This is a genomic window from Hydrogenophaga sp. GW823-FHT04C09 (genome assembly GCF_058796355.1).
This window is the reverse complement of the sequence record NZ_JBXAIO010000001.1, coordinates 363,230-387,179: the sequence shown is the minus strand read 5'-3', so window position 1 is coordinate 387,179 and position 23,950 is coordinate 363,230. Positions and strand designations below refer to the sequence as shown.

Genomic DNA, 23,950 nt, shown 5'->3' with positions numbered 1-23,950 from the left:
TCAGGGAGCCTTGTCGGCCACCGGCACGCGGCGCGCGCCATTGAAGCGCTTGTTCCAGTAGGCCATGCGCATGTCTTCCATGCGCACCTGGGCACCGCTGCGCGGGGAGTGGATGAACTTGCCGTCGCCCACATAAATGCCGACGTGGCTGAAGGCCCGGCGCATGGTGTTGAAGAACACCAGGTCGCCCGGCTTGAGTTCGCTGCGGTCGATGGTCTGTGTGGCCGCGGCCTGTTCGTCGGAACGGCGGGGCAGGATCTTGCCCAGCGACTGTTCGTACACCGCGCGCACGAAGCCGCTGCAATCGAAGCCCGTTTCGGCGCTGTTGCCGCCGTAGCGGTACGGCACGTCGAGGAAGGCCATGGCGTTGATCACGAGGCTGGAGGCCTGGTCGCTCACCGTCTCGCGGGCATGCTGCACTTGTTGACCGATGCGGGCCATCAGGCCCTTGTCGTTGAGCAGCGAGTCCATGTCTTCATAGCCGTTGGTGGTGCCCGGCGCGGCGTGGGCCACGGCCGAACCGCACAGCAGAAGAATGGGGAGCCAACGCGACATAGGGCGTGAGGGTATCGGCGCTGCTGCTGGAAGTCAAGCGAGAATCGAGCGCCAACCCCTTGATTTACAACCACTTTCGTATTCACTTCCTGGCCAGCGGGGCGGCTCGCGACGGAAGGCTGCTGGTGACCGACGGAAGATCGACCATCACGGGCTGACCGGGCGCGGTGCAGCCGGTGTCGCAGCACTTGCCGGGTTGGCGGTTTTTCGTGATGGCGCGTGCCGGGTCGTGAGGCGATGCGGCAGCGCTGCCGTCGGCCGCCACGCCGCGTTCCAGCAGACGTTCGACCAGCTCGACCTTGTTGCCCACCGGGTAGTTGCGCCAGATTTCCTGCTTCATCGCGGCTGGCGAACCGCCGCCGTGCAGGCTGATCACGCTGTACCAGCCACCCTGGTAGCCAGCGGTCAGGTCTTCCAGGAAACGCGCCGTCTGGATCCGCTGCTCGTAAGGCACGTCGGGGTTGGCGCGCAGCACGTCCGAGAGTTTCGCGCCGGTTTCGGGGTTGTGGTCTTCGTCCGGGCCGGGCAGGGTGACGATCAGGCCGCCGCTCACGTAGTGGGCGATGCGGTGCATGTCGTAGATCTGCGTGGCCAGCAGCAGCTTGCCGATGTTGGAGAACACGGGGTCGGGCATGAAGGTCTGGCTGTGCGGGTCGGCCTTGCCATAGACGCTGGCCGCCACACCGCAGGCGTAGAAGCCCTCGGTGATGGTGATCAGTTCCACCATTTGTTCGCGCAGGTGGGTTTCCCGGCCCGGGTCGAAGCCGTTGGCTTCGCACATGAGCGCCCCGGCGCCGATGAGCAGATCGCCAAAGCCGGCGCGCGCGCCGATGCAGGTGTGGCGGTGGTGGGTGGCGTAGCTGTAGGTGAGGTGGCTGGAGTGCTCCCACTCGCCGGCGTAGAACACGCTGTCCCAGGGCACGAACACCCGGTCGAAGATGCAGACGCCGGTGCTCTGCCCGTACTTGCGGCTGAACAGGGCCTCGCCATGTTCGACCTTTTCGCCGGGCCGGCCGGCGGGTCGGGCGACGATGGTCAGGCCCGGTGCGTCGATGGGCACGGCGCAGCAGACGGCGAAGTCGGCGTCCTCGCGGCCCATGTGGCGGCACGGCATCACCAGCAGCTCGTGCACATAGGGCGCGCCGGTGACGATGGCCTTGGTGCCGCTGATGACGATGCCGCGTGCGTTTCTCTCCACCACGTGCACGTAGCTGTCCACGTTGGCCTGCTCATGCGGACGGCGGCTGCGGTCGCCCTTGGCATCGGTCATGGCCACGCCCAGGGTCAGGTCCTGATCCTGCACGCGGTGCAGGTAGTTCAGGAAGCGCTGGGTGTGCTCGGTGGTCCCACGGGCATCGTCGATGCGGGCCGAGACCTGGCCGATGGCGTTGAGCGCGTCGTGGGTGAGGTAGCGCTGGGCGCAACCGGTCTCCTGGCACACCAGGCGCACGGCTTCCAGCTTGTTGAGCAGGTCGCCGCTGCTGGTGTTGATGTGGCTGAGGCGGTTCACCCGGCGGCCGCTGGTCTGCTGGACCGCCGTCATCAGCGGCGCGTACCGGGCTTGGAGGGCCAAGTCATAGGTGAGGGCAATGGCGTTGATCCCGGGTTGCAAACCCGGTTCATCGGCCACGCTGTCCACCGCGCGCCCGTCCACGAACACGCGCGGCTTGCGCTCGCGCAGGGATTCGCGGAAATCCTCGCCGCTCATGAGCGTGGGTGGGTGAGCCAGTGAGTTGTTCATGGGATGGATGCCTCGTGGATAGATTGACGGTCGACGTATTTTTTGCCTCTCGAGCATTGATTTAAACAATGTTCAATAATTTGTGCAAATGTTTAATTTCGGCGATCCATGTTCGTCAGGGCGATAAACTGCGCGCATGGACGTCCATTTGCATGAACTGATCCCCGTGCCCTCGGAGGCCGAGGCAGAGGCCGCGCGAGAACAACAACGCCAACGGCAGCTGCGCCAGGCGGCGCAGTCGGATTCCCGCCGCGCCCTGGTGTTGGAAGCGGCGCGCAGTGTCTTCGCCGAAAAGGGCGTGGAAGGCGCCAGCATCCGGGAAATCGCCAAGCGGGCGGCGTACACACCAGGGGCGATCTACAGCTACTTCGAGAGCAAGGAGGCGATCTACGCCGCGTTGCTGGCCGAATCGCTGGAGCGGCTGAACCAGGAGGTGGCTGCCGCCAAGCCGCCCAAACCCCAACCCCAGGCGGTGCTCGCGGCCAAGGCGCAGGCCTGGTTCGGCTTCTACGCCCGCAACCCTCGCGATCTGGATCTGGGCTTCTACCTGGTGCAGGGGCTGGCCCCACGGGGCCTGACCAGCGAACTGAACCAGCAGCTCAACAGCCGCCTGCACGACGCCCTGCATCCTTGCGAACAGGCCTTGCAGGCCATGGGGCTCTCGCCCGAAGCCGCGCTGCGCGAGAACACCGCGCTCTTCGCCCATGGGGTGGGTTTGCTGCTGTTGCAGCACACCGGCCGCATCCGCATGTTCGGGCAGTCCCCTGATGCGCTGTTCCAGGCCTATGTGGACCAGCTCGTGGCCCGGTTGAGCCCGGGCGATGGCGCTTCAGCGGGTGAACCGGGGCAGGCCGATCTGTTCGGGGGTTGAGGGCATTCGCGGCCACCCCGACCGGCCCTGCGAAAATCCCCGCTTCTCCCCGAAGCCTTAGACGTGAAAGACAAACCGATGCTGCTGGACGCCTCCGATTCCCAACTGGTGCTGGTGGACTACCAGGCCCGCCTGATGCCCGCCATCTTCGAAGGCCCTCAAGTGCTGGCCAATGCCCTGCGCCTGGCGCGCATGGCCCAGGCCCTGCGGGTGCCCACCTGGGGCACCGAGCAGAACCCCGAAAAACTGGGACCCAACCCGCCCGAGCTGCGCGAGCTGTGCCAGAAGACCCTGTCCAAGATGCACTTCGGCGCCGTCTCCGATGGCCTGGCCGACTGGTTGCGCCCTCCCGCGCGTCAGCAGGCGTCCGGCAATGCGCGCAGCCTGCCCAAGCACCTGCAGAAGCCGGCGGCGGCACCAGCCTCGGAGCGCCAGACTGTCGTCGTGGCGGGCTGCGAGGCCCATGTGTGCCTGCTGCAGACCGCGCTGGAGCTGATCGAGCAGGAGTTCGACGTCTGGGTGGTGACGGATGCCTGCAGCTCGCGCACCGAGCGCAACCGAGACGCCGCCTTCGACCGCCTGGCCGGCGCGGGCGCCGAGCTGGTGACCACGGAGATGGTGGCCTTCGAGTGGCTGCGCACGGCCGAGCACCCCGCGTTCCGCGAGATCCAGGCCTTGATCAAATAAGAGAAGCGTGCAGCGGCGCAGGGCGGCGGCCTTGCGCCGTGTCAGCCTCGCGCAAGCGGGCTCAGCATAATTATGAATTCACTTTAGTGCGCGACTTTAGGTCCATCAGCTGCAGGAGACATTCATATGAGTCAGGGCTACGCCGAGTTCTACCGCCGCTCCATTGAGGACCGCGATGCCTTCTGGACCGAACAGGCCGCGCTGGTGGACTGGCACAAGCCCTTCGACCGGGTCTGCAACCACGACCACCCGCCGTTCGCGCACTGGTTCGAGGGCGGGCTGACCAACCTGTGCCACAACGCGGTGGACCGCCACCTTCGGGATCGCGCCGATCAGAACGCGCTGATCTACGTGTCGACCGAGACCGGCACCGAGCGCACCTACAGCTTTCGCGAATTGCACGCCGAGGTGCAGCGCATGGCGGCGGTGCTGCTGGGGCAGGGCGTGAAGAAGGGCGATCGGGTGTTGATCTACATGCCCATGATTCCCGAAGCCACCTTCGCCATGCTGGCCTGCGCGCGCATCGGCGCCATTCACTCGGTGGTGTTCGGCGGTTTCGCGAGCCATTCGCTGGCCAACCGCATTGACGATGCATCCCCCGTGGCCATCGTGAGCGCCGATGCAGGGTCGCGCGGTGGCAAGGTGGTCGAGTACAAGCCGCTGCTGGACGAAGCCCTTCGCCTGTCCAGCCACAAGCCGGCGTCGGTGGTCCTGGTCAATCGGGGCCTGGCGCCGATGTCCCTGGTGCCCGGGCGCGACCACGACTACACCGCTCTGCGCGAGCAGCACCTGAACACCCAGGTGCCCTGCGAATGGATGGAGTCGACCGCCATCAGCTACACGATCTACACCAGCGGCACCACAGGCAAGCCCAAGGGCGTTCAGCGCGATACCGGGGGCTACCTGGTGGCGCTGGCGGCGAGCATGAAGCACATCTTCATGGGCGAACCCGGTGAGACCTATTTCTCCACCAGCGACATTGGCTGGGTGGTGGGCCACAGCTACATCGTCTACGGCCCGCTGATCGCCGGCATGGCGACCATCCTGTACGAAGGCCTGCCGATTCGGCCCGATGGCGGCATCTGGTGGCGACTGGTCGAGAAGTACAAGGTGACGGTGATGTTCAGCGCGCCCACCGCGGTGCGCGTGCTCAAGAAGCAGGACCCGGCCTACCTGAAGCAGTACGACCTCTCCAGCCTCAAGGCGCTGTTCCTCGCCGGCGAACCGCTGGACGAGCCCACGGCGCGCTGGATCAGCGACGGTCTGGGCGTGCCCATCATCGACAACTACTGGCAGACCGAGAGCGGCTGGCCCATTCTCACCATCGCCAACGGGGTCGAGAAGAAGCCCAGCAAGTTCGGCAGCCCGGGGGTGCCGATGTACGGCTACAGCGTCAAGCTCCTGCACGAGTCCACCGGTGAAGAGCTCACCGGTGCCGATGAGAAGGGCGTGGTGGTGATCGAGGGGCCGACGCCGCCCGGCTTCATGCAGACTGTGTGGAAGGACGACGCGCGCTTCGTCAACACCTACTGGAAGAGCATCCCGGGCAAGCTGGTCTACAGCACCTTCGACTGGGGCATCCGCGACCAGGACGGGTACTTCTACATCCTGGGCCGCACCGACGACGTGATCAACGTGGCGGGCCACCGGCTGGGCACGCGGGAGATCGAGGAGAGCATCTCCAGCCACGCCAACGTGGCGGAGGTGGCGGTGGTGGGCGTGGCCGACCAGCTCAAGGGGCAGGTGGCCATGGCCTTCGTGGTCGCCAAGGACACCTCGGCGCTCGGTGACGAGGCCTCGAAGCTCAAGCTGGAGGGCGAGATCATGAAGCGGGTGGACGAGCAGCTCGGTGCCGTGGCCCGCCCGGCCCGGGTGCGTTTCGTGACCGTGCTGCCCAAGACGCGCAGCGGCAAGCTGCTGCGCCGGGCCATCCAGGCGGTCTGCGAAGGGCGCGATCCGGGCGACCTCACGACCATGGACGATCCCGCCGCGCTGCAGCAGATCAAGGATCTGCTGGCCTGAAACGCAGGGGAGGCCCTGCCGGCGTTCCGGTCGCGTTGGCAGGGCATGGTGGTTCGGGGTGTTTGTAAGTACAATTCATGCTTATATTTACACGAGCAACGACCGCCATGGAACAGATGATCGCGTCCGAAGGCCAAGTGGAAAAAGTCCGCGTGTTTGAACTCGCGGCCGAACTCTTCGGCGTGCTCGCCACCCCCATGCGGCTGCGCATCCTCAGTGCGCTTTGCGACAAGGAGAAGTCGGTTTCCCAGCTGTTGCAGGAAATCGACACCACCCAGCCCAATCTGTCGCAGCACCTGAACCTGCTCTACCGCGCAGGCGTGCTGGCCAAGCGCAAGGACGGCACGCAGGTGATCTACCGCGTGCAGAGCGAAAAGGCCGTTACCCTGTGCCGCACGGTGTGCACCCAGATCGCGATCGAGATGGACGAACCGAGCTCGGTGCCGGCCTCCGAGCGTCTCTCGCCCCGCGTCGCGTCCTGACGAACGGCCCCCGCATCGCATCTTTTTACACAGGGCTGTTCCCGCGGTGGCACAATCGCGGGCTGCAGTCAGGTCCTTCCACAGTCACTGTCGCATCCGCCTAACGGTTCAGCCGTGCCGCGGAAGGTTGTCTTAACCAGCTTATGTTTCCCGAAGGGAAACGGAGGTCAGCGGATTTATGAGCGATTCCCAATCGAACGGGGGCAACGTCTATGTTGCCTACAAAGGCAACTCGTACCTCTTCGGCGGCAACGCGCCGTACGTGGAAGAGATGTACGAAAACTACCTGGACAATCCCGGTAGCGTCCCCGACAACTGGCGCGGTTACTTCGACGCGCTGCAGAACGTCCCCGCCGGTGATGGCACCGACGCCCGCGACGTACCCCATCTGCCCGTCATCAACGCCTTCGCCGAGCGCGCCAAGCAGGGTGGCACCAAGGTCGTCGTGGCCGCTGGTGCCGACTCCGAGCTCGCCCGCAAGCGCACCGCCGTCCAGCAGCTGATTGCCGCCTACCGCAACGTCGGTGCCCGCTGGGCCGATCTGGATCCGCTCAAGCGCGCCGAGCGCGACCACATTCCCGAACTCGAACTCTCGTTCTACGGTTTCACCGACGCCGACCTCGAGACCGTGTTCAACACCAGCAACACGTTCTTCGGCAAGGAAACCATGTCCTTGCGCGAGTTGCTCAACGCCTTGCGCGAGACGTACTGCGGCTCCATCGGTGCCGAGTACATGTACATCACCGACCAGAGCCAGAAGCGCTGGTGGCAGGAGCGCCTGGAAGCCACGCGCACCAAGCCCGCCTTCAACGCCGAGAAGAAAAAGCACATCCTCGACCGCCTGACGGCCGCCGAAGGCCTGGAGCGTTTCCTGCACACCAAGTACGTGGGCCAGAAGCGCTTCTCGCTGGAAGGTGGCGAGAGCTTCATCGCTTCGATGGACGAGCTGATCAACCAGGCCGGCCAGATCGGCGTGCAGGAAATCGTGATCGGCATGGCCCACCGCGGTCGCCTGAACGTGCTGGTCAACACCCTGGGCAAGATGCCCAAGGACCTGTTTGCCGAGTTCGACCACACCGCGCCCGAAGAACTGCCCGCCGGTGACGTGAAGTACCACCAGGGCTTCAGCTCCGACGTGACCACCCCCGGGGGCCCGGTGCACCTGTCGCTGGCATTCAACCCCTCGCACCTGGAAATCGTGAACCCGGTCGTGGAAGGTTCGGTGCGCGCCCGCATGGACCGCCGTGGCGACCCGCTGGGCAAGCAGGTGCTGCCGGTGCTGGTGCACGGTGATGCCGCCTTTGCCGGCCAGGGCGTGGTGATGGAAACCCTGGCGCTGGCCGAAACCCGTGGCTATTCCACGGGCGGCACGGTGCACCTGGTGATCAACAACCAGATCGGCTTCACCACCTCCGACCCGCGCGACAGCCGCTCCACGCTGTACTGCTCCGACGTCGTGAAGATGATCGAGGCGCCGGTGCTGCACGTGAACGGCGACGATCCCGAAGCGGTGGTGTTCGCCACCCAGCTGGCGCTCGATTTCCGCATGACCTTCCAGAAGGACGTGGTGGTCGACATTGTTTGCTTCCGCAAGCTGGGCCACAACGAACAGGACACCCCGAGCCTGACGCAGCCGCTCATGTACAAGAAGATCGCGGCCCACCCCGGCACGCGCAAGCTGTACGCCGACAAGCTGGCCGCGCAGGGCCTGGGCGAGACGCTGGGCGACGACATGGTCAAGGCCTACCGTGCCGCGCTGGACGCCGGTCGCCACACGGTGGACCCGGTGCTGACCAACTTCAAGAGCAAGTTCGCGGTCGACTGGAGCCCGTACCTGGGCAAGAAGTGGACCGACAGCGCGGACTCCGCCATCCCCATGGCCGAGTGGAAGCGACTGTCGGATCGCCTGACCACGATTCCGGACAACGTCACCCCGCACCAACTGGTGAAGAAGGTGTACGCCGATCGCGCGGCCATGGGCCGTGGCGACATTCCGGTGGACTGGGGCATGGGCGAGCACATGGCTTTTGCCTCGCTGGTGGCCAGCGGTTTCCCCGTGCGCCTCTCGGGTGAGGATTGCGGCCGCGGCACGTTCACCCACCGCCACGCCGTCATCCACGACCAGAACCGCGAGAAGTACGACGAAGGCATCTACGTGCCGCTGCAGAACGTGGCCGACAACCAGGCCCCGTTCGTGGTGATCGACTCGATCCTGTCCGAAGAGGCCGTGCTCGGTTTCGAATACGGCTACGCCTCGAACGACCCGAACACGCTGGTGATCTGGGAAGCCCAGTTCGGCGACTTCGTCAACGGCGCGCAGGTCGTGATCGACCAGTTCATCGCCTCCGGCGAAGTGAAGTGGGGCCGCGTCAACGGCATCACGATGATGCTGCCGCACGGCTACGAAGGCCAGGGTCCGGAGCACAGCTCGGCGCGCCTGGAGCGCTTCATGCAGCTGGCCGCCGACACCAACATGCAGGTCGTGCAGCCCACCACCGCGAGCCAGATCTTCCACGTGCTGCGCCGCCAGATGATTCGCGGCCTGCGCAAGCCGCTGATCATCTTCACGCCCAAGTCGCTGCTGCGCAACAAGGACGCGACCTCGCCGCTGTCCGAGTTCACCAAGGGCGGTTTCCAGACCGTGATCCCGGAGCAGAACGCCGACGTCGTGAAGAAGGCCGAGAAGGTCAAGCGCGTCATCTGCTGCTCGGGCAAGGTGTACTACGACCTCGTCAAGAAGCGCGAAGAGCGCGGCTCGGACGACGTGGCGATCGTGCGCGTGGAGCAGCTGTACCCGTTCCCGCACAAAGTGTTCGGCGCGGAGCTGCGCAAGTACCCCAACGCGACCGACATCGTGTGGTGCCAGGACGAGCCGCAGAACCAGGGCGCCTGGTTCTTCGTGCAGCACTACATCCACGAGAACATGCTCGAGGGCCAGAAGCTGGGTTACGCCGGGCGTGCGGCCTCCGCATCGCCGGCCGTGGGTTATGCCCACCTCCACCAGGAGCAGCAGAAGACGTTGATCGAAGCCGCTTTCGGCAAGCTCAAAGGCTTCATCCTCACCAAGTGAACTGAACGGACCCGAGCCGGTCACCCGACGTTGACGTCCTGTGACTGGCCCGTCCGGCGCACCCCACAAAACCCCCAGGTAGAACACTCATGGCAATCGTAGAAGTCAAAGTTCCGCAACTGTCCGAATCCGTGGCCGAAGCCACCTTGCTGGCATGGAAGAAGAAGGCCGGCGAAGCCGTCGCGGCCGATGAAATCCTGATCGAGATCGAAACCGACAAGGTCGTGCTCGAAGTGCCCGCGCCCGCCGCCGGCGTGCTGGTGGAGCTGGTCCAGGGCGACGGCGCCACCGTGGCCGCCGACCAGCTGATCGCTCGCATCGACACCGCTGCCGTCGCCGGTGCCGCGGCGCCCGCACCCGCTGCTGCGGCGCCTGCCGCTGCCGCTGCCGCTCCCGCCGCCGCACCGGCTGCTGCTGCTGCTGCTGCAACATCCCAATCCAAGGCCGGTGTGGCCATGCCCGCCGCCGCCAAGCTGATGGCCGACAACAACCTGGCCGCTGGCTCGGTGGCCGGCACCGGCAAGGACGGCCGCGTGACCAAGGGCGACGTGCTGTCGGCCGTGGCCGCGCCCAAGGCCGCCGTGGCCGCCCCCGTGGCGATCCCCACCGGCGCGCCTTCCAAGGTGCTGCCGCAGGTGCCCGTGGTCGCCCCCGACCTGGGTGACCGCCCCGAAGAGCGCGTGGCCATGACCCGCCTGCGCGCGCGCGTGGCCGAGCGTCTGCTGCAATCGCAATCCACCAACGCCATCCTGACCACGTTCAACGAAGTGAACATGGCGCCCGTGATGGAGATGCGCAAGAAGTTCCAGGAGAAGTTCGAGAAGGAACACGGTGTCAAGCTGGGCTTCATGAGCTTCTTCGTGAAGGCCGCGGTGCATGCGCTCAAGAAGTACCCGATCATCAATGCCTCGGTGGACGGCAGCGACATCGTCTACCACGGCTACTTCGACATCGGCATCGCTGTCGGTTCGCCCCGCGGCCTGGTGGTGCCCATCCTGCGCAACGCCGACCAGATGAGCTTTGCCGACATCGAGAAGAAGATCGCCGAGTTCGGCCAGAAAGCCAAGGATGGCAAGCTGGGCCTGGACGACCTCACCGGTGGCACGTTCTCGATCTCCAACGGCGGCACCTTCGGCTCCATGCTGTCCACGCCCATCATCAACCCGCCGCAGTCGGCCATCCTGGGCGTGCACGCTACCAAGGACCGCGCGGTGGTGGAGAACGGCCAGATCGTGATCCGCCCGATCAACTACCTCGCCATGTCGTACGACCACCGCATCATCGACGGCCGCGAAGCCGTGCTGGGGCTGGTGGCGATGAAGGAAGCGCTGGAAGACCCGGCCCGCATCCTGTTCGACATCTGATCGATCCTCCTCTCGCCAACGCCCCGACAGGGGCGTTGGCCCTTTGACTTCAGGAAAACAACATGTCCCAATCCTTTGACGTCGTCGTGATCGGCGGCGGCCCCGGTGGCTACATCGCCGCCATCCGTGCGGCGCAGCTCGGCTTCAAGGTCGCCTGCATCGACGAGTGGAAGAACGCCGCTGGCGGCCCGGCACCGGGTGGCACCTGCACCAACGTCGGCTGCATTCCCAGCAAGGCGCTGCTGCAGTCGTCCGAACACTTCGATCACGCCAACCACCACTTCGCCGACCATGGCATCAGCGCCACCAACGTGAAGATCGACATCGCCAAGATGATCGGCCGCAAGGACACGGTGGTGAAGCAGAACAACGACGGCATCCTGTACCTGTTCAAGAAGAACAAGGTCACCTTCTTCCATGGCCGCGGCTCGTTCGTGAAGGCCGTCGAAGCCGGCTACGAGATCCAGGTGACCGGCGCGAAGGAAGAGCTCATCACGGGCCAGCAGATCATCCTGGCCACGGGCTCCAACGCCCGCGCGCTGCCGGGTGTGCCGTTCGACGAAGAGAGCGTGCTGTCCAACGACGGCGCGCTGCGCCTCGGCGCCGTGCCCAAGAAGCTGGTGCTGATCGGCTCCGGCGTGATCGGCCTGGAAATGGGCTCGGTCTGGCGCCGCCTGGGCTCGGACGTGATCATCCTCGAAGGTCTGCCGACCTTCCTGGGCGCGGTGGACGAGCAGATCGCCAAGGAAGCCAAGAAGGCCTTCGACAAGCAAGGCCTGAAGATCGAACTGGGCGTGAAGGTCGGCGAGGTCAAGACCGGCAAGAAGGGCGTGAGCGTGGCCTACACGAACGCCAAGGGCGAAGCGCAGAGCATTGACGCCGACAAGCTGATCGTCTCCATCGGCCGTGTGCCCAACACCATCGGCCTGAATGCCGAGGCCGTGGGCCTGCAGCTCGACGAGCGCGGCGCCATCGTGGTGGACGGCGAATGCCGCACCAGCCTCAAGGGTGTGTGGGCCGTGGGCGACGTGGTGCGTGGCCCCATGCTGGCGCACAAGGCGGAAGAAGAGGGCGTGGCCGTGGCCGAGCGCATCGCCGGCCAGCACGGACACGTCAACTTCAACACCATCCCCTGGGTGATCTACACCAGCCCCGAGATCGCCTGGGTGGGCCGCACCGAGCAGCAGCTCAAGGCCGACGGCGTGAAGTACAAGGCCGGCACCTTCCCGTTCCTGGCCAACGGCCGTGCGCGGGCGCTGGGCGACACCACCGGCATGGTGAAGTTCCTGGCCGACGCGACCACCGACGAGATCCTCGGCGTGCACATCGTGGGCCCCATGGCCAGCGAACTGATCGCCGAAGCCGTGGTGGCCATGGAGTTCAAGGCCAGTGCCGAGGACATCGCGCGCATCTGCCACGCCCACCCTTCGCTGTCGGAAGCGACGAAGGAAGCCGCGCTGGCGGTGGACAAGCGCACGCTGAACTTCTAAGCGCCGATCTTGAGCGTCCGCAGCACGTACGAGGCCGCGCTCAAGGAGCGCGGCTACACGACGGACCCCGCCCAACAGCGCGCCATCGACGCGCTGGAGCGGTGCGCGGCCGAGTGGGCGGTTTACAAGCAGAAGCGCTCGAACTCGCTGAAGAAGCTCTTCGTCAATCCCGAGATCCCGCGCGGCGTCTACATGTACGGCGGCGTGGGCCGGGGCAAGAGTTTCCTCATGGAGTGCTTTTTCGAGGCGGTGCCGCTGCGTCGCAAGACGCGGCTGCATTTCCACGAGTTCATGCGCGAGGTGCACCGCGAACTGCGCGAGTTGCAGGGCACGGTCAATCCGCTGGACGAGCTCGGCGCGCGCATCGCCAAGCGCTACAAGCTCATCTGCTTCGATGAGTTTCACGTGGCCGACGTGACCGACGCGATGATCCTGCACCGTTTGCTGGACGCGCTGTTCAAGGCGGGCGTGGGGTTCGTCACCACGTCCAACTTCCGCCCGGACGACCTGTACCCCGACGGGCTGCACCGCGATCGCATCCTGCCCGCGATCGAATTGCTCAAGCAGCGGCTGGAGGTGCTGAGCGTGGACAACGGCACCGACTACCGCCAGCGCACGCTCAACCACATCCAGCTCTACCACTGCCCGCTGGGGCCGCAGGCCGATGCCGCGATGGAGGCCACCTTCAATGAGTTGGCCGAGATGGGCGACCACGATGCGGTCATGCACATCGAAGCGCGGCAGATCCAGGCGCTGCGGCGCTCAGGCGGCGTGATCTGGTTCGACTTCCGCACCCTGTGCGGTGGACCCCGTTCGCAGAACGACTACCTCGAGATCGCTTCCCAGTTCCACACGCTCATGCTGTCGAACGTGCCGCAGATGTCGGTGCGCCAGGCGTCGGAAGCGCGGCGCTTCACCTGGCTGGTGGATGTGCTCTACGACCGGCGGGTCAAGCTGGTGATGTCCGCCGCCGTGCCTCCCGAGGATCTGTACGTGGAAGGGCCGATGTCGCACGAATTCCCGCGCACCGTCTCGCGCCTGACCGAGATGCAGTCGCAGGAATTCCTGTCGCTGGAGCACCGGTTGGTGGACACCGGGCTGACTTGAACCCCGCTTCAGCCGAGCGGGTCGAGTTTGACGATCGTCAGCGACAGGTTGTCGCCCATGCCCTTGGCGCGCGAGCGCGCCTTCTGGATCAGGAACTCGCAAGCCTCGCGGGGCGAGAGCATGGCGATCGTGCTGGAGAGTTCTTCCGGGGTGAAGTAGTGCCAGATGCCGTCGCTGCAGGCCATGATCGCGTCACCCGCGCTCAGCTGGGGCACCACGTGCAGGTCCACTGGCGGATCGTTCTCCGTGCCCAGGCAGCCCATCAGGATGTTGGCATGCGGGTGGTCCAACGCCTCTTCCTCGCTGATCTCGCCCTGGTTGACCAGGGTCTGCACGTAGGAATGGTCCATCGTGCGAAAGACCATCCGGCCATTGCGGAAGTGGTAGATGCGCGAGTCGCCTGCGTGCACCCAGTGGCTGTCGCCACCCGGGTTGATGAGGAAGGCGGCGATGGTGCTGTGCGGCTCCTGTTCGGCCGAGACAGCCGTGAGCTTGATCACCAGGTGCGACTCTTCGACGATCTGGCGCAGCAGCGCGGCGGCATCGTCCGTCTCGGGGTCGTAGCGCTCGAACAGCTGCCGCGCCGTGAGCATCACCTGGTCGGAGGCTTTGCGTCCGCCGCTGCGACCCCCCATCCCGTCGGCCAGCACCGCGAGCAGGCAGGTGCCGTGGCGCGGATGGTGCAGCAGGCTGACCTGGTCTTGCTGGTAATCGCGGTCGCCCCGGTGGATGCCGGTGGAGGCCTGGATGCGGTAGCCTTTGGACATGAAGGTGCTGATCGGTCTGTGCGGGTGGGGAAATGGGTGCAATGGTATCCACATATGCGCTGCGCGAAGCCCGGCAAAGGCCGAAACCGTGAACCCTTGCGCGCCGGTCCGCCGTCCGGCGGCGTGGGCCTGCTCAACGGTGCCTGGCAGGGCCTGGAGGCGGCTTGAGCGCGCTTGAAAACGGCGTGGCAGCCGCGTTTGCCGCCGACGGACCCTTGGCGCGCGCGCACGGCAGTCTGCGCCCGCGTCAGGGGCAGCTCGACATGGCCGCCGCCGTGTCCCGCGCCATCGAAGACGGCCATGGCCTGGCCGTCGAAGCGGGCACCGGGGTGGGCAAGACCTTCGCCTACCTCGTGCCCTTGCTGCTCAGTGGCCGGCGTGCTCTGCTGTCCACCGCCACCCAGGCCTTGCAGGACCAGCTGTTCACGCGCGACATTCCCGCCGTGGTTCGCGCACTCGGTCTGCCGGTGCGCGTGGCCCTGCTCAAGGGGCGGTCGAGTTACGTCTGCCTGCATCGACTGGAGCAGGCCTTGCATGGGCCGGCGTCGGTCGGCCTGCGCGACCCTGCCATCACGGCCGTGTTGGCCCAGGTGCTGAGCTGGGCGAACCGCTCGCGCAGCGGCGACCTGGCCGAACTGGAGGCCCTGGACGAACGCTCGCCGCTGCGCCCGATGGTCACATCCACCCGGGACAACTGCCTGGGCGCGAGCTGCCCGCGCCACGGCGATTGCCATGTCAACCGCGCGCGCGGCGAGGCCTTGCAGGCCGAGTGGGTGGTGATCAACCACCACCTGTTCTTTTCGGATCAGCTGTTGCTGGAGTCGGGCGTGGCCTCGTTGCTGCCGGCCGCCGAGGTGGTGGTGTTCGACGAAGCGCATCAGCTGAACGACACCGGCATTCCGTTTCTGGGGCACACGCTCGGGACGGGGCAGTTGCGGGAACTGGCGCGCGATCTGGCCACCCAGGGGCCGCAGTGGGCGCGGGGCCAGCGGCCGTGGGCCCACCTGGCACTGGCGATCGAACAGGCCGCGCGCGCGATGGCCGCCTTGCCCCGCCAGGCCGGTGGCAGTGGTGGCCGCTACCGTTGGCAAGGCATGGCGCCCGAAGGTGTTGACGCGGCCGCCTGGCAGCGCTGCGCCATCGAACTGAGCCAGGCGTTGACGGCCAGCCAGGAGGCGCTGACCGCCACCGCGCAAGCCTCGGCGGAACTGGAGCGCCTGCAGGCGCGGGTGCAGGCTTTGCTGTCGGTGTGGCGAGGCATGGCCACCGACATGCCGGCGACCGACATGGTTCGGTGGGTGGAGTGGGGAGAGGCCCGGCATTGGCGCGCCGTGTGCGCGCCGTCCGACAGCGCCCGTCTGTTCCAGCCCTTGCTGGACGAATCGGCGGGCCGGCGCAGCTGGGTGTTCTCGTCGGCGACCTTGGGCAGCGACGACGGGCTGAGCTGGTTCACCCGGGGCCTCGGCCTGGATGCGCTGCCGGGTTTGCGCACCCTGCGCGTGCCCAGCCCGTTCGATCACGCGGCCCAGGCGGCGCTGTATGTGCCCCACGACCTGCCCGAGCCCGCCGACGCCTCTCACACGCCGGCGCTCGCCGACGCGGTGGCGCGCTGGGCATCCCGACTGGGTGGCCGCACCCTGGTGTTGACCACCACCTTGCGCGCCGCATCGCGCATGGCCGACCATCTGCAGGGCCTGGTGGCGCAAGGGCGTTGCGCGCCGCTTCAGGTGTTGGCGCAGGGGCGCTTGTCCAAGCGCGCGCTGTTGGCGCGGTTTCGCCAAGCGAGCGAACCGTCCGTGCTGGTGGCGTCGGCGTCGTTCTGGGAGGGCGTGGATCTGCCCGGCGACGCACTGCAGCTGTTGGTCATCGACAAGCTGCCTTTTCCACCACCGGACGATCCCTTGATGCAGGCGCGCGGCCAGCGCCTCGAGGCGCGGGGCTTGAGCGCTTTCAACGATGCCTTTCTGCCCGAAGCCGCCATGGCGCTCAAGCAGGGGGCAGGGCGTTTGATCCGCTCCGAGACCGACCAGGGGATTCTGGTGATCGGCGACCGGCGCCTGGTCACCCGGTCTTATGGCAACCGTCTACTGGGGGCGTTGCCAGCCATGAGCCGGCTGGTGGACGAGGCGGACATGGTCGCCCGCCTCGATGCGCTGGTGCTTACCAGATCTTCCACCAGGGATCGTCTTTGGACTTGAAACCCTGGCTCAGGTACTCGCTGTTCGGGTAGCTGGCCTGCATCACGCGGCGGGTGTCGTCGCGCAGCTGCGTCAGGCCCAGCGCCTCATAGGACTGCAGCATGATGAAGAGGGCTTCTTCGAGGGCCGGCGCGTTGACGTAGTCGGTCAAGGCCGTCTGGGCGCGGTTGATGGCCGCCACGTAGGCGCCTCGGCTGTGGTAGTAGCGCGCGACATGGACCTCGTACTGCGCCAGCGAGTTGACGATGTACGTCATGCGGTCCCGGGCATCGGGGCTGTAGCGGGAATCCGGGAACCGCGAGACGAGCTCGCGGAACGCTTCGAACGATTCCTTGGCGGCTTTCTGATCGCGTTCGGACAGATCCTGACGCGCCAGCGAGCCGAAGAGGCCGAGGTTGTCGTTGAAATTCACCAGCCCCTTGAGGTACAGGGCATAGTCCATCGCCGGGCTGGTGGGATGGAGCTTCTGAAAGCGGTCGAGGGTGGCCAGCGCCTGGGCTTGTTCGCCGGCCTTGTACTGCGCGTAAGCCTTGTCGAGCTGGGCCTGCTGGGCCAGGGGGGTGCCGGCGGCACGGCCTTCGAGCTTTTCGTACAGCGTCACCGACTTCTCGTAGTTGCCGGCGGCACGCTCTTCGGTCGCTTCGCTGTAGATTCGGTTCGGGCTCCAGCCGGCCGTTTCATCCACGGGCGTGGTGCTGCATGCGCTGAGCACCAGCGCCGAGGCCATCGCGCACAGGGGCACAGCCGATAATCTGGACGTCAACTTCACGGGTGCACCTTTACAACGGAACAATGGACTTGGCTTCGCAAATTATATCGACGGGGGATGTGACAGGAGGTTCCATGCCGGGTCTCGAATCGGAGGCGGGCGCCGTGCTCGACGAACTCACGGCGGAAATGGAAACGCGGATCTGCGAAGTACCCGCTGCCATGCATGGCTGGCGCATCGATCGCGCGCTGGCGCAGCTGATTCCCGAATTCTCCCGTTCCTACCTGCAGCAACTGATGGCCGACGGCGCTGTCGTGATGCGCGGCACAGCCCTGCGCAAGCCGTCGGCCCGCATCGCCGTGGGCGACCGGTTGGCGGTGGAACTGCGCCCCACGCAGCAGGCGCAGGCCTTCGTGGCGCAGGCCATGGCGCTGGACGTGGTGTTCGAGGACGCCGACCTGCTGGTGATCCAGAAGCCCGCCGGCCTGGTGGTGCACCCGGCGGCGGGTCACTGGACCGGCACGTTGCTCAACGGTCTGCTGGCTCACCACGCCGGCGCCGCGGCGTTGCCGCGCGCCGGTATCGTGCACCGCCTGGACAAGGACACCTCGGGCCTCATGCTCGTGGGCAAATCGCGCCAGGCCGTGGAGGCGCTGGTGCGAGCCATCGCCGCGCGCGAGGTGAATCGCCAGTACCTTGCCCTGGCCCATGGCCGCTGGCAGGGCACGGCCGAGAAGGGCGTGGACCAGCCCATCGGGCGCGACGTGCACAACCGCCTGCGCATGGCCGTCGTGCGCGCCGACACCGGCATCGGGAAAACGGCGCAGACCACCATTCGCCTGCTCGATGGGTCTGACCAGGCCTGCCTGGTGGCCTGCAAGCTGCACACGGGGCGCACGCACCAGATTCGCGTGCACATGGCCTGGTTGGGTCATCCCCTGGTCGGGGATGCGCTCTACGGTGGTCGCCCGCTCTGGGGCATGGGCCGCCAGGCCCTGCATGCGGCGCGCCTGTCGCTGCGGCATCCGATCACCGGCGAGCCGCTGGCGTTTCAATCGGCCCCGCCGCCGGACCTGCTGGCCGCCATCGATGGCAGCGGCCTCCGGTACAATGAGCCGGGTCTGGGCAGCGGATTCCTCGAGTGAGCGCTACCGTGCGACCCCCGCTGCGCGGCGTGTCGAGGTCCTGACCTCACGATCCCCCAATTTTTGCCCTGCCAGGCAACAGGTTCTTCCCCGGCGTTCCGAGCCGACGGCCACCGCCGTCCTCGCCGGTTTGAGCAACGGGCCCCGTGCCCACCCCTGTACCGTCCCGGTCCATGCCGGTTTTTGACAGACTGACACCATGAACACCACGGATGCCAAGCGCGTCCTCGAGACGGCGTTGATCTGCGCGCCCCAGCCCCTGTCTGTGCGGGAACTGGGCACGCTGTTCGACGCCGAAGTCTCGGCGGACACGCTCAAGACCTTGCTGGCCGACCTTCAGCTGGAATGGACCGGCCGCGGCGTCGAACTGGTGCAAGTGGCCAGTGGCTGGCGTTTCCAGAGCCGGCCCGAACTGCGCCCCTACCTGGACCGTTTGCACCCCGAAAAGCCGCCTCGTTACAGCCGCGCCACCATGGAGACGCTGGCCATCATTGCCTACCGCCAGCCGGTGACGCGGGGCGACATGGAAGACATCCGCGGCGTGACCATCAACTCGCTCATCATCAAGCAGTTGGAGGACCGGGGTTGGGTCGAGGTCATCGGCCACCGCGAAACCGTGGGCCGTCCCGCGCTGTTCGCCACCACGCGCCAGTTTCTCGACGACCTGGGCCTGTCGTCGCTCGATCAGTTGCCCCCGCTCGAGGGCAATGAAATCCAGGAGTCGGCCCTGGACCGGCTGGACTTCGAAGCACTGTCGTCCAACCTGTCGCCCGAAGTGGCAGAGGTCGCGATCGATACCGAGATTGCCGTGGCGGATGCGCCCGAAGCAACGGCGACCGCCGACTTGCCGGCCGACGCCGAGACCCCCACCCCCGATCTGCAGAGAGCCGATCCCTCCACCCAGGAACACCATGAACCCGGCGAACACCCCCCCAGCGACGCCTGAGTCGACCCCCGACGCGACGTTGCCGCCCGCCGAGAACACGGTGCCGCCTCAGGCCGCGGGCATGGAACCGGCCCCTGTCGCGGGCCCTCGAGAGGCCGCCGATGCAGAAGCCCTGCGTTTCGACGACGTGGTCAGCGGGGCCTTCGATGCAGAACAGGAGCAAGCCCTGCCGCTGCCGACCAAGCGCGTGCTCGCGCCGCAGGCCGAGTCGCCCAAGCTGCACAAGGTGCTGGCGCAGGCCGGCATGGGCTCGCGGCTGGAGATGGAGCAACTCATCCTGGAAGGCCGCATCTCGGTCAACGGCGAGCCAGCCCACATCGGGCAGCGCATCCAGTTCGGGGACGTCATCAAGGTCAACGGCAAGCCGGTGCGCGTGCGCATGATGCCGCCGCCGCCCCGTGTGCTGGCGTACCACAAGCCCGCCGGGGAGGTGGTCTCTCACGACGACCCGCAGAACCGCCCGACCGTGTTCCGACGCCTGCCCAAGCTGCTGCAGGGCAAGTGGCAGTCGGTGGGTCGACTCGACCTCAACACCGAAGGCCTGCTGTTGCTGACCAACTCGGGCGAGCTGGCCAACCGGCTGATGCACCCCCGTTTCGGTCTGCAGCGGGAATACGCCGTGCGCGTGCTGGGCGCCTTGTCCAACGAAGAGAAACAGCGGCTGCTGGACGGCGTGCGCCTGGACGACGGCGTGGCCCAGTTCGCCTCCATCGAGGATGGCGGCGGCGAGGGCGCCAACTGCTGGTACCGCGTGACGATCGGCGAGGGCCGCAACCGCGAGGTGCGCCGCATGTTCGAAGCCGTTGGCCATGCGGTCAGCCGGCTGATCCGCATCCGTTATGGCGCGGTGATGCTGCCGCGCGGGCTCAAGCGCGGCGTGTGGCTGGAACTCGACGACCGCGACATCGCCCGGTTGACCGCCGCGGCAGGGCTGGTGGAGGCCGACGAGCCGCGTGGCCCGCGCCCCGGCGGCCGGCACCCTGCCCAGCGGGGCAAACAAGGCGGCAAGGGAGGCCGCACCCAGGGCAAACCGCCAGGCAGCCGTGCGGACGGCCCCGGTTTCGGCGATCGCCGGACCAACAGCGGCTACGGCATGGGCGGGGCGCCGGGTGGCGCCAAGCCGCGCGGCGCCAAGGGCCCGGGCAAGGGGCAGGGGAGTGCGGGTTCGCAGCCGGACCCGATGAAAACCTCCTTCGGTTACATCGGTCAGGACGCCCTGCAGCGCCGGCGCGAGCAGGACGCCGGCCGCGGAGGCCCGCCGGGCGGTGGCCGGCGCCGGGGTGGCGGACGTTCGGGCGGGCGCTGAATGGCGCTTCCCACGCCCACGTTCCACGGCACGGACACCCGAGCAATGTAGAATCGTGGGCTTTGTGAGGCCTTGTGGCTTCGGCAAATTCAACCAAGAAACTTCAGGATTCCTATGGCCATCGAACGCACCCTCTCGATCATCAAGCCCGACGCCGTCGCCAAGAACGTCATCGGCCAGATTTACGCCCGCTTTGAAGCTGCTGGCCTGAAGGTCGTGGCCGCTCGCATGGCTCACCTCTCGCGCGGCGAAGCCGAAGCCTTTTACGCCGTGCACAAGGCCCGTCCCTTCTTCAAGGACCTGGTCGACTTCATGATCTCCGGCCCCGTGATGATCCAGGCGCTCGAAGGCGAAGGCGCCATTGCCAAGAACCGCGACCTGATGGGCGCCACCGATCCCAAGAAGGCCGCTGCCGGCACCATCCGCGCCGACTTCGCCGACAGCATCGACGCCAACGCCGTGCACGGCTCGGACGCGCCCGAGACGGCTGCCGCCGAAGTGGCATTCTTCTTTGCCGGCCTCAACGTCTACTCGCGTTGATCATGGTATGACGGCCAATCTGCTCGACTTCGATCTCGAGGGTTTGGCCGCCTTTTGCGAGCAGCTGGGCGAGAAGCGCTTTCGCGCCGTCCAGCTGTTTCGCTGGATCCATCAAAAAGGGGCGTCGGACTTCGCCCAGATGACGGACCTGGCGCGCAGCCTGCGCGACAAGCTGCCCGGCGTCTGCACCATCACCGACCTGCCCGTGCTCTCGCGCCAGGATTCGGCCGACGGCACCATCAAATGGCTCTTCGATGTGGGCGATGGCAACGCGGTGGAAACCGTGTTCATCCCCGAGGAAGACCGCGGCACGCTGTGCATTTCCTCCCAGGCCGGTTGCGCCGTGGGCTGCCGCTTCTGCTCCACCGGCCACCAGGGCTTTTCGCGCAACCTCACCACCGGTGAGATCCTGGCCCAGCTGTGGCATGCCGAGCATTTTCTTCGCCGTCATCTGAAACGCGGGGAACGCGTGATCACGAACGTGGTCATGATGGGCATGGGCGAACCCTTGCAGAACTACCACGCGCTGGTGCCGGCGCTGCGCGCCATGCTCGATGACCATGGCTACGGCCTCTCGCGCCGCCGCGTGACGGTGTCCACCTCGGGCGTGGTGCCGATGATCGATCGCCTGGCGCAGGATTGCCCAGTGGCCCTGGCGGTGTCGCTGCACGCCCCCAACGACCCCCTGCGCGACGACCTCGTGCCCTTGAACCGCAAGTACCCCATCGCCGAACTGCTGGACGCCTGCCTGCGCTACCTGCCGGCGGCGCCACGCGACTTCATCACTTTCGAGTACTGCATGCTCGACGGGGTGAACGACCAGCCCGAGCACGCCCGCGAATTGCTGGCCCTGCTCAAGCAGCATGGCGAGCGCGGTGTGCCGTGCAAGATCAACCTGATTCCTTTCAACCCTTTCCCGGACTCGGGGCTGACCTGCTCTCCACGCGCGGTGGTGCAGCGCTTCGGGCAGATGCTCAATGAAGCCGGTGTGGTCACCACGGTGCGCAAGACGCGTGGGGACGACATCGATGCCGCCTGCGGTCAGCTCGCGGGCGATGTGCTGGACCGCACCAACGCGGCCAAGCGCCTGGCGCAACGGCGCAGCAATGCCAGCGAGCGCCCCATTCGTTTCGTTCAAAAGGAAAGGCAGGCATGACACATCCGACCCGCACCGGTTTTGGGGCGCATGGCACGCGCTCGCGTGGCATGGTGGCCAGCTTCTGGCTGGGTGTGCTGCTGGTGTTGCTGGCCGGCTGTGCGCAAACGCGCGGCCTGCCCGCCACCACGGCCGCTGCCGTGGCAGCCGGTGCCGAACCGGTCACCGAGTCGGACGAGCCCGAAGCGCGCAAGCGCGCGCGCATCCGGGTGGAGCTGGCTTCGGGCTACTTCGAGCAGGGCCAGACCACGGTGGCGCTCGACGAGATCAAGCTGGCGCTGGCCGCTGATCCGAACTATGCGCCGGCCTACACGCTGCGCGGCCTGGTGTACGCGCGGCTGAACGAACTGCGGCTCGCGGAAGACAGCTTCAAGCGCGCGCAACTGCTCAGCCCGCGCGATCCGGACGTGCTGCACCACTACGGCCTGTTCGCGTGCCAGCAAGGCCGCTACCCGCAGGCGATCGAGCTGTTCCAGCAGGCGCTGGCCAGCCCGGTGTACGGCGGCCAGGCCAAGACCCTGATGGTCAAGGGCATCTGCCAGGTGCGGGCGGCGCAGTTTGAAGAAGCAGAGGGCAGTCTGGCGCGCTCCTACGAGCTCGATCCTGGCAACCCCATCACGGCCTACAACCTGGCGGCCTTGCAGTTCCGCCGCGGCGAGAACGCGAAGGCGCAGTTCACCATTCGCCGGCTGAACAACAGCGAGCTGGCCAATGCCGAAACCCTGTGGCTGGGCATCAAGGTGGAGCACCGCATGGGCAACGCCGAAGCCATGGCCCAACTGGCCCAGCAACTGAGCCGGCGTTATCCGGACTCGCGTGAGTGGGCGTCGTATCAGCGGAGAGCATTTGATGAATGAGGTGTATGCCAACGAGGGCGCCACGGCGGCCGGGGAGGGTGCTTCGCGCCCGGTGCTGCTGCGCGCGGCGCGCGAGGCGGCGGGCTTGCACATTGCAGCGCTCGCCGCGGCCCTCAAGGTGCCGGTGAAAAAACTCGAAGCCCTGGAAGCAGGGCGCTACAGCGAACTGCCCGACCTGACCTTCGCGCGCGCGCTGGCGTCCAGCGCATGCCGCCACCTCAAGGTGGATCCGGCGCCGATCCTCGAACAGATTCCGCAGGGAGGCATCCCTGAACTGGGTGGTTCGCGCCATGCGATCAACGCCCCCTTCCAGCCCGCGCACGACCCGGCCCCCATCAACCCCTTGAGCTGGCTCTCGCGCCCCGCGCTGCTGGCCGCGATCGTGCTGCTGCTGGGCGCGCTGGTGATCGTGTTCCTGCCGCGCGCGGAAGAGTCCGCGCAGGAGCCTGCGCAGGCCGAGGCGGGCAACGTGGTCACGCCGCTGGAGCAACCGGCGGAACCGGTGGCGGCGGTGGAGCCCGAGCCTGTTCAGGAACCCGCTGCGGCGGGTGCGCCTGTGGCGCCCGCGCCAGGAGGCGCGACACCCGCGGCGCCTGTGGCGGCACCCGCACCGGTGTCCGCGTCGCCTGCGGCTGCTCCGGCCGTGGCTGCGGTGCCGCCCGTGGCCCCGGCTGCCGCGGCGCCTGCCGCACCCGCATCGGGCAGCCTGCTCACCATTGCCGCCACCGGCGAATCCTGGGTGGAGGTCGTCAATGGCTCGGGCAGTGTCGTCATCCAGCGCGTGTTGCAAGCCGGTGACGCCGTCGATTTTTCCAGCGCGCCGCCTTACACCGTGGTGCTTGGCCGTGCCGAGGTCGCTCAGGTTACTGTGCGTGGCAAGCCGTTCGACGTGACGCGCTACGCGCGCAACAACGTCGCCCGATTCGAGGTGAAATGA

At 66.8% G+C, this 23,950-nt stretch carries 20 protein-coding genes; 16 read left to right on the top strand and 4 right to left on the bottom strand.

Going from position 1 to position 23,950, the window contains the following annotated elements; translation table 11 throughout:
- Both AC1Q9M_RS01645 and AC1Q9M_RS01640 read right to left on the bottom strand, forming a co-directional pair.
- Window positions 1-555, bottom strand: coding sequence for a C40 family peptidase (locus tag AC1Q9M_RS01645; RefSeq protein ID WP_382158445.1), 555 nt, complete (start codon window positions 553-555; stop codon window positions 1-3).
- A gap of 82 nt (window positions 556-637) precedes the next feature.
- Window positions 638-2,296 carry a 4-hydroxyphenylacetate 3-hydroxylase family protein gene (locus tag AC1Q9M_RS01640; RefSeq protein ID WP_492432108.1) on the bottom strand — a complete coding sequence of 553 codons (1,659 nt, stop codon included), beginning with the start codon at window positions 2,294-2,296 and terminating at the stop codon, window positions 638-640.
- Window positions 2,297-2,432: 136 nt separating this feature from the next.
- On the opposite strand from AC1Q9M_RS01640, the gene AC1Q9M_RS01635 reads away from it, so the two are divergent.
- The 8 genes from AC1Q9M_RS01635 (at window position 2,433) to zapE (ending at window position 13,389) form a co-directional block, all read left to right on the top strand.
- On the top strand, window positions 2,433-3,167 hold the full coding sequence (locus AC1Q9M_RS01635) for a TetR/AcrR family transcriptional regulator (RefSeq protein WP_382326805.1): 735 nt from the start codon (window positions 2,433-2,435) through the stop codon (window positions 3,165-3,167).
- Between the two features lie 78 nt (window positions 3,168-3,245).
- Window positions 3,246-3,854, top strand: a complete 609-nt coding sequence (locus AC1Q9M_RS01630) for an isochorismatase family protein (RefSeq protein ID WP_382325588.1) — start codon at window positions 3,246-3,248, stop codon at window positions 3,852-3,854.
- A 126-nt stretch (window positions 3,855-3,980) separates the two neighbouring features.
- Window positions 3,981-5,876 carry a propionate--CoA ligase gene (locus AC1Q9M_RS01625; RefSeq protein WP_492432106.1) on the top strand — a complete coding sequence of 632 codons (1,896 nt, stop codon included), beginning with the start codon at window positions 3,981-3,983 and terminating at the stop codon, window positions 5,874-5,876.
- A 107-nt stretch (window positions 5,877-5,983) separates the two neighbouring features.
- Window positions 5,984-6,358: an ArsR/SmtB family transcription factor gene (locus tag AC1Q9M_RS01620; protein WP_204731485.1), complete on the top strand. Its 375-nt coding sequence runs from the start codon at window positions 5,984-5,986 to the stop codon at window positions 6,356-6,358.
- Window positions 6,359-6,536: 178 nt separating this feature from the next.
- Window positions 6,537-9,428, top strand: coding sequence for a 2-oxoglutarate dehydrogenase E1 component (locus tag AC1Q9M_RS01615; protein WP_382158437.1), 2,892 nt, complete (start codon window positions 6,537-6,539; stop codon window positions 9,426-9,428).
- A gap of 89 nt (window positions 9,429-9,517) precedes the next feature.
- Window positions 9,518-10,792 (top strand): 2-oxoglutarate dehydrogenase complex dihydrolipoyllysine-residue succinyltransferase, encoded by a 1,275-nt coding sequence (odhB, locus tag AC1Q9M_RS01610; RefSeq protein WP_492432103.1) that lies wholly within the window; start codon window positions 9,518-9,520, stop codon window positions 10,790-10,792.
- 62 nt (window positions 10,793-10,854) lie between these two features.
- Window positions 10,855-12,282: a dihydrolipoyl dehydrogenase gene (lpdA, locus tag AC1Q9M_RS01605; protein WP_382326799.1), complete on the top strand. Its 1,428-nt coding sequence runs from the start codon at window positions 10,855-10,857 to the stop codon at window positions 12,280-12,282.
- Window positions 12,283-12,291: 9 nt separating this feature from the next.
- Entirely contained in the window at window positions 12,292-13,389 is a 1,098-nt protein-coding gene (gene zapE / locus AC1Q9M_RS01600; RefSeq protein WP_291119574.1) for a cell division protein ZapE, read from the top strand.
- 8 nt (window positions 13,390-13,397) lie between these two features.
- Here zapE and AC1Q9M_RS01595 read toward each other — a convergent pair whose 3' ends face one another.
- Complete coding sequence (locus tag AC1Q9M_RS01595) at window positions 13,398-14,156, bottom strand: PP2C family protein-serine/threonine phosphatase (RefSeq protein WP_291119577.1); 759 nt, start codon at window positions 14,154-14,156, stop codon at window positions 13,398-13,400.
- Window positions 14,157-14,320: 164 nt separating this feature from the next.
- Between AC1Q9M_RS01595 and yoaA the strand changes: the two genes are divergently transcribed.
- The gene (gene yoaA, locus AC1Q9M_RS01590; RefSeq protein ID WP_492432100.1) at window positions 14,321-16,354 is read left to right on the top strand and encodes a DNA repair helicase YoaA; all 2,034 of its coding nucleotides are present in this window, start codon (window positions 14,321-14,323) and stop codon (window positions 16,352-16,354) included.
- On the opposite strand, the gene AC1Q9M_RS01585 is transcribed toward yoaA, so the two are convergent.
- Window positions 16,317-17,081, bottom strand: a complete 765-nt coding sequence (locus AC1Q9M_RS01585; RefSeq protein WP_444687471.1) for an outer membrane protein assembly factor BamD — start codon at window positions 17,079-17,081, stop codon at window positions 16,317-16,319. The two genes, yoaA and AC1Q9M_RS01585, sit on opposite strands and share 38 nt — an antisense overlap.
- Window positions 17,082-17,197: 116 nt before the next feature.
- On the opposite strand from AC1Q9M_RS01585, the gene AC1Q9M_RS01580 reads away from it, so the two are divergent.
- The 7 genes from AC1Q9M_RS01580 (at window position 17,198) to AC1Q9M_RS01550 (ending at window position 23,950) form a co-directional block, all read left to right on the top strand.
- On the top strand, window positions 17,198-18,208 hold the full coding sequence (locus AC1Q9M_RS01580) for an RluA family pseudouridine synthase (protein WP_382324425.1): 1,011 nt from the start codon (window positions 17,198-17,200) through the stop codon (window positions 18,206-18,208).
- 199 nt (window positions 18,209-18,407) lie between these two features.
- The gene (gene scpB / locus AC1Q9M_RS01575) at window positions 18,408-19,154 is read left to right on the top strand and encodes an SMC-Scp complex subunit ScpB (protein ID WP_492432098.1); all 747 of its coding nucleotides are present in this window, start codon (window positions 18,408-18,410) and stop codon (window positions 19,152-19,154) included.
- Window positions 19,120-20,460 carry a pseudouridine synthase gene (locus tag AC1Q9M_RS01570; protein ID WP_444686423.1) on the top strand — a complete coding sequence of 447 codons (1,341 nt, stop codon included), beginning with the start codon at window positions 19,120-19,122 and terminating at the stop codon, window positions 20,458-20,460. The genes scpB and AC1Q9M_RS01570 overlap by 35 nt, the downstream gene beginning before the upstream one ends.
- 114 nt (window positions 20,461-20,574) lie before the next feature.
- Complete coding sequence (ndk, locus tag AC1Q9M_RS01565) at window positions 20,575-21,000, top strand: nucleoside-diphosphate kinase (protein ID WP_086123506.1); 426 nt, start codon at window positions 20,575-20,577, stop codon at window positions 20,998-21,000.
- A 7-nt stretch (window positions 21,001-21,007) separates the two neighbouring features.
- A complete protein-coding gene (rlmN, locus tag AC1Q9M_RS01560; RefSeq protein WP_382158427.1) occupies window positions 21,008-22,156 on the top strand; it encodes a dual-specificity RNA methyltransferase RlmN in 1,149 nt (382 codons plus the stop codon).
- Window positions 22,153-23,013: a type IV pilus biogenesis/stability protein PilW gene (pilW, locus tag AC1Q9M_RS01555; RefSeq protein WP_382324431.1), complete on the top strand. Its 861-nt coding sequence runs from the start codon at window positions 22,153-22,155 to the stop codon at window positions 23,011-23,013. Before rlmN ends, pilW begins: the two co-directional genes overlap by 4 nt.
- The gene (locus AC1Q9M_RS01550; protein WP_382324433.1) at window positions 23,006-23,950 is read left to right on the top strand and encodes a helix-turn-helix domain-containing protein; all 945 of its coding nucleotides are present in this window, start codon (window positions 23,006-23,008) and stop codon (window positions 23,948-23,950) included. The genes pilW and AC1Q9M_RS01550 overlap by 8 nt, the downstream gene beginning before the upstream one ends.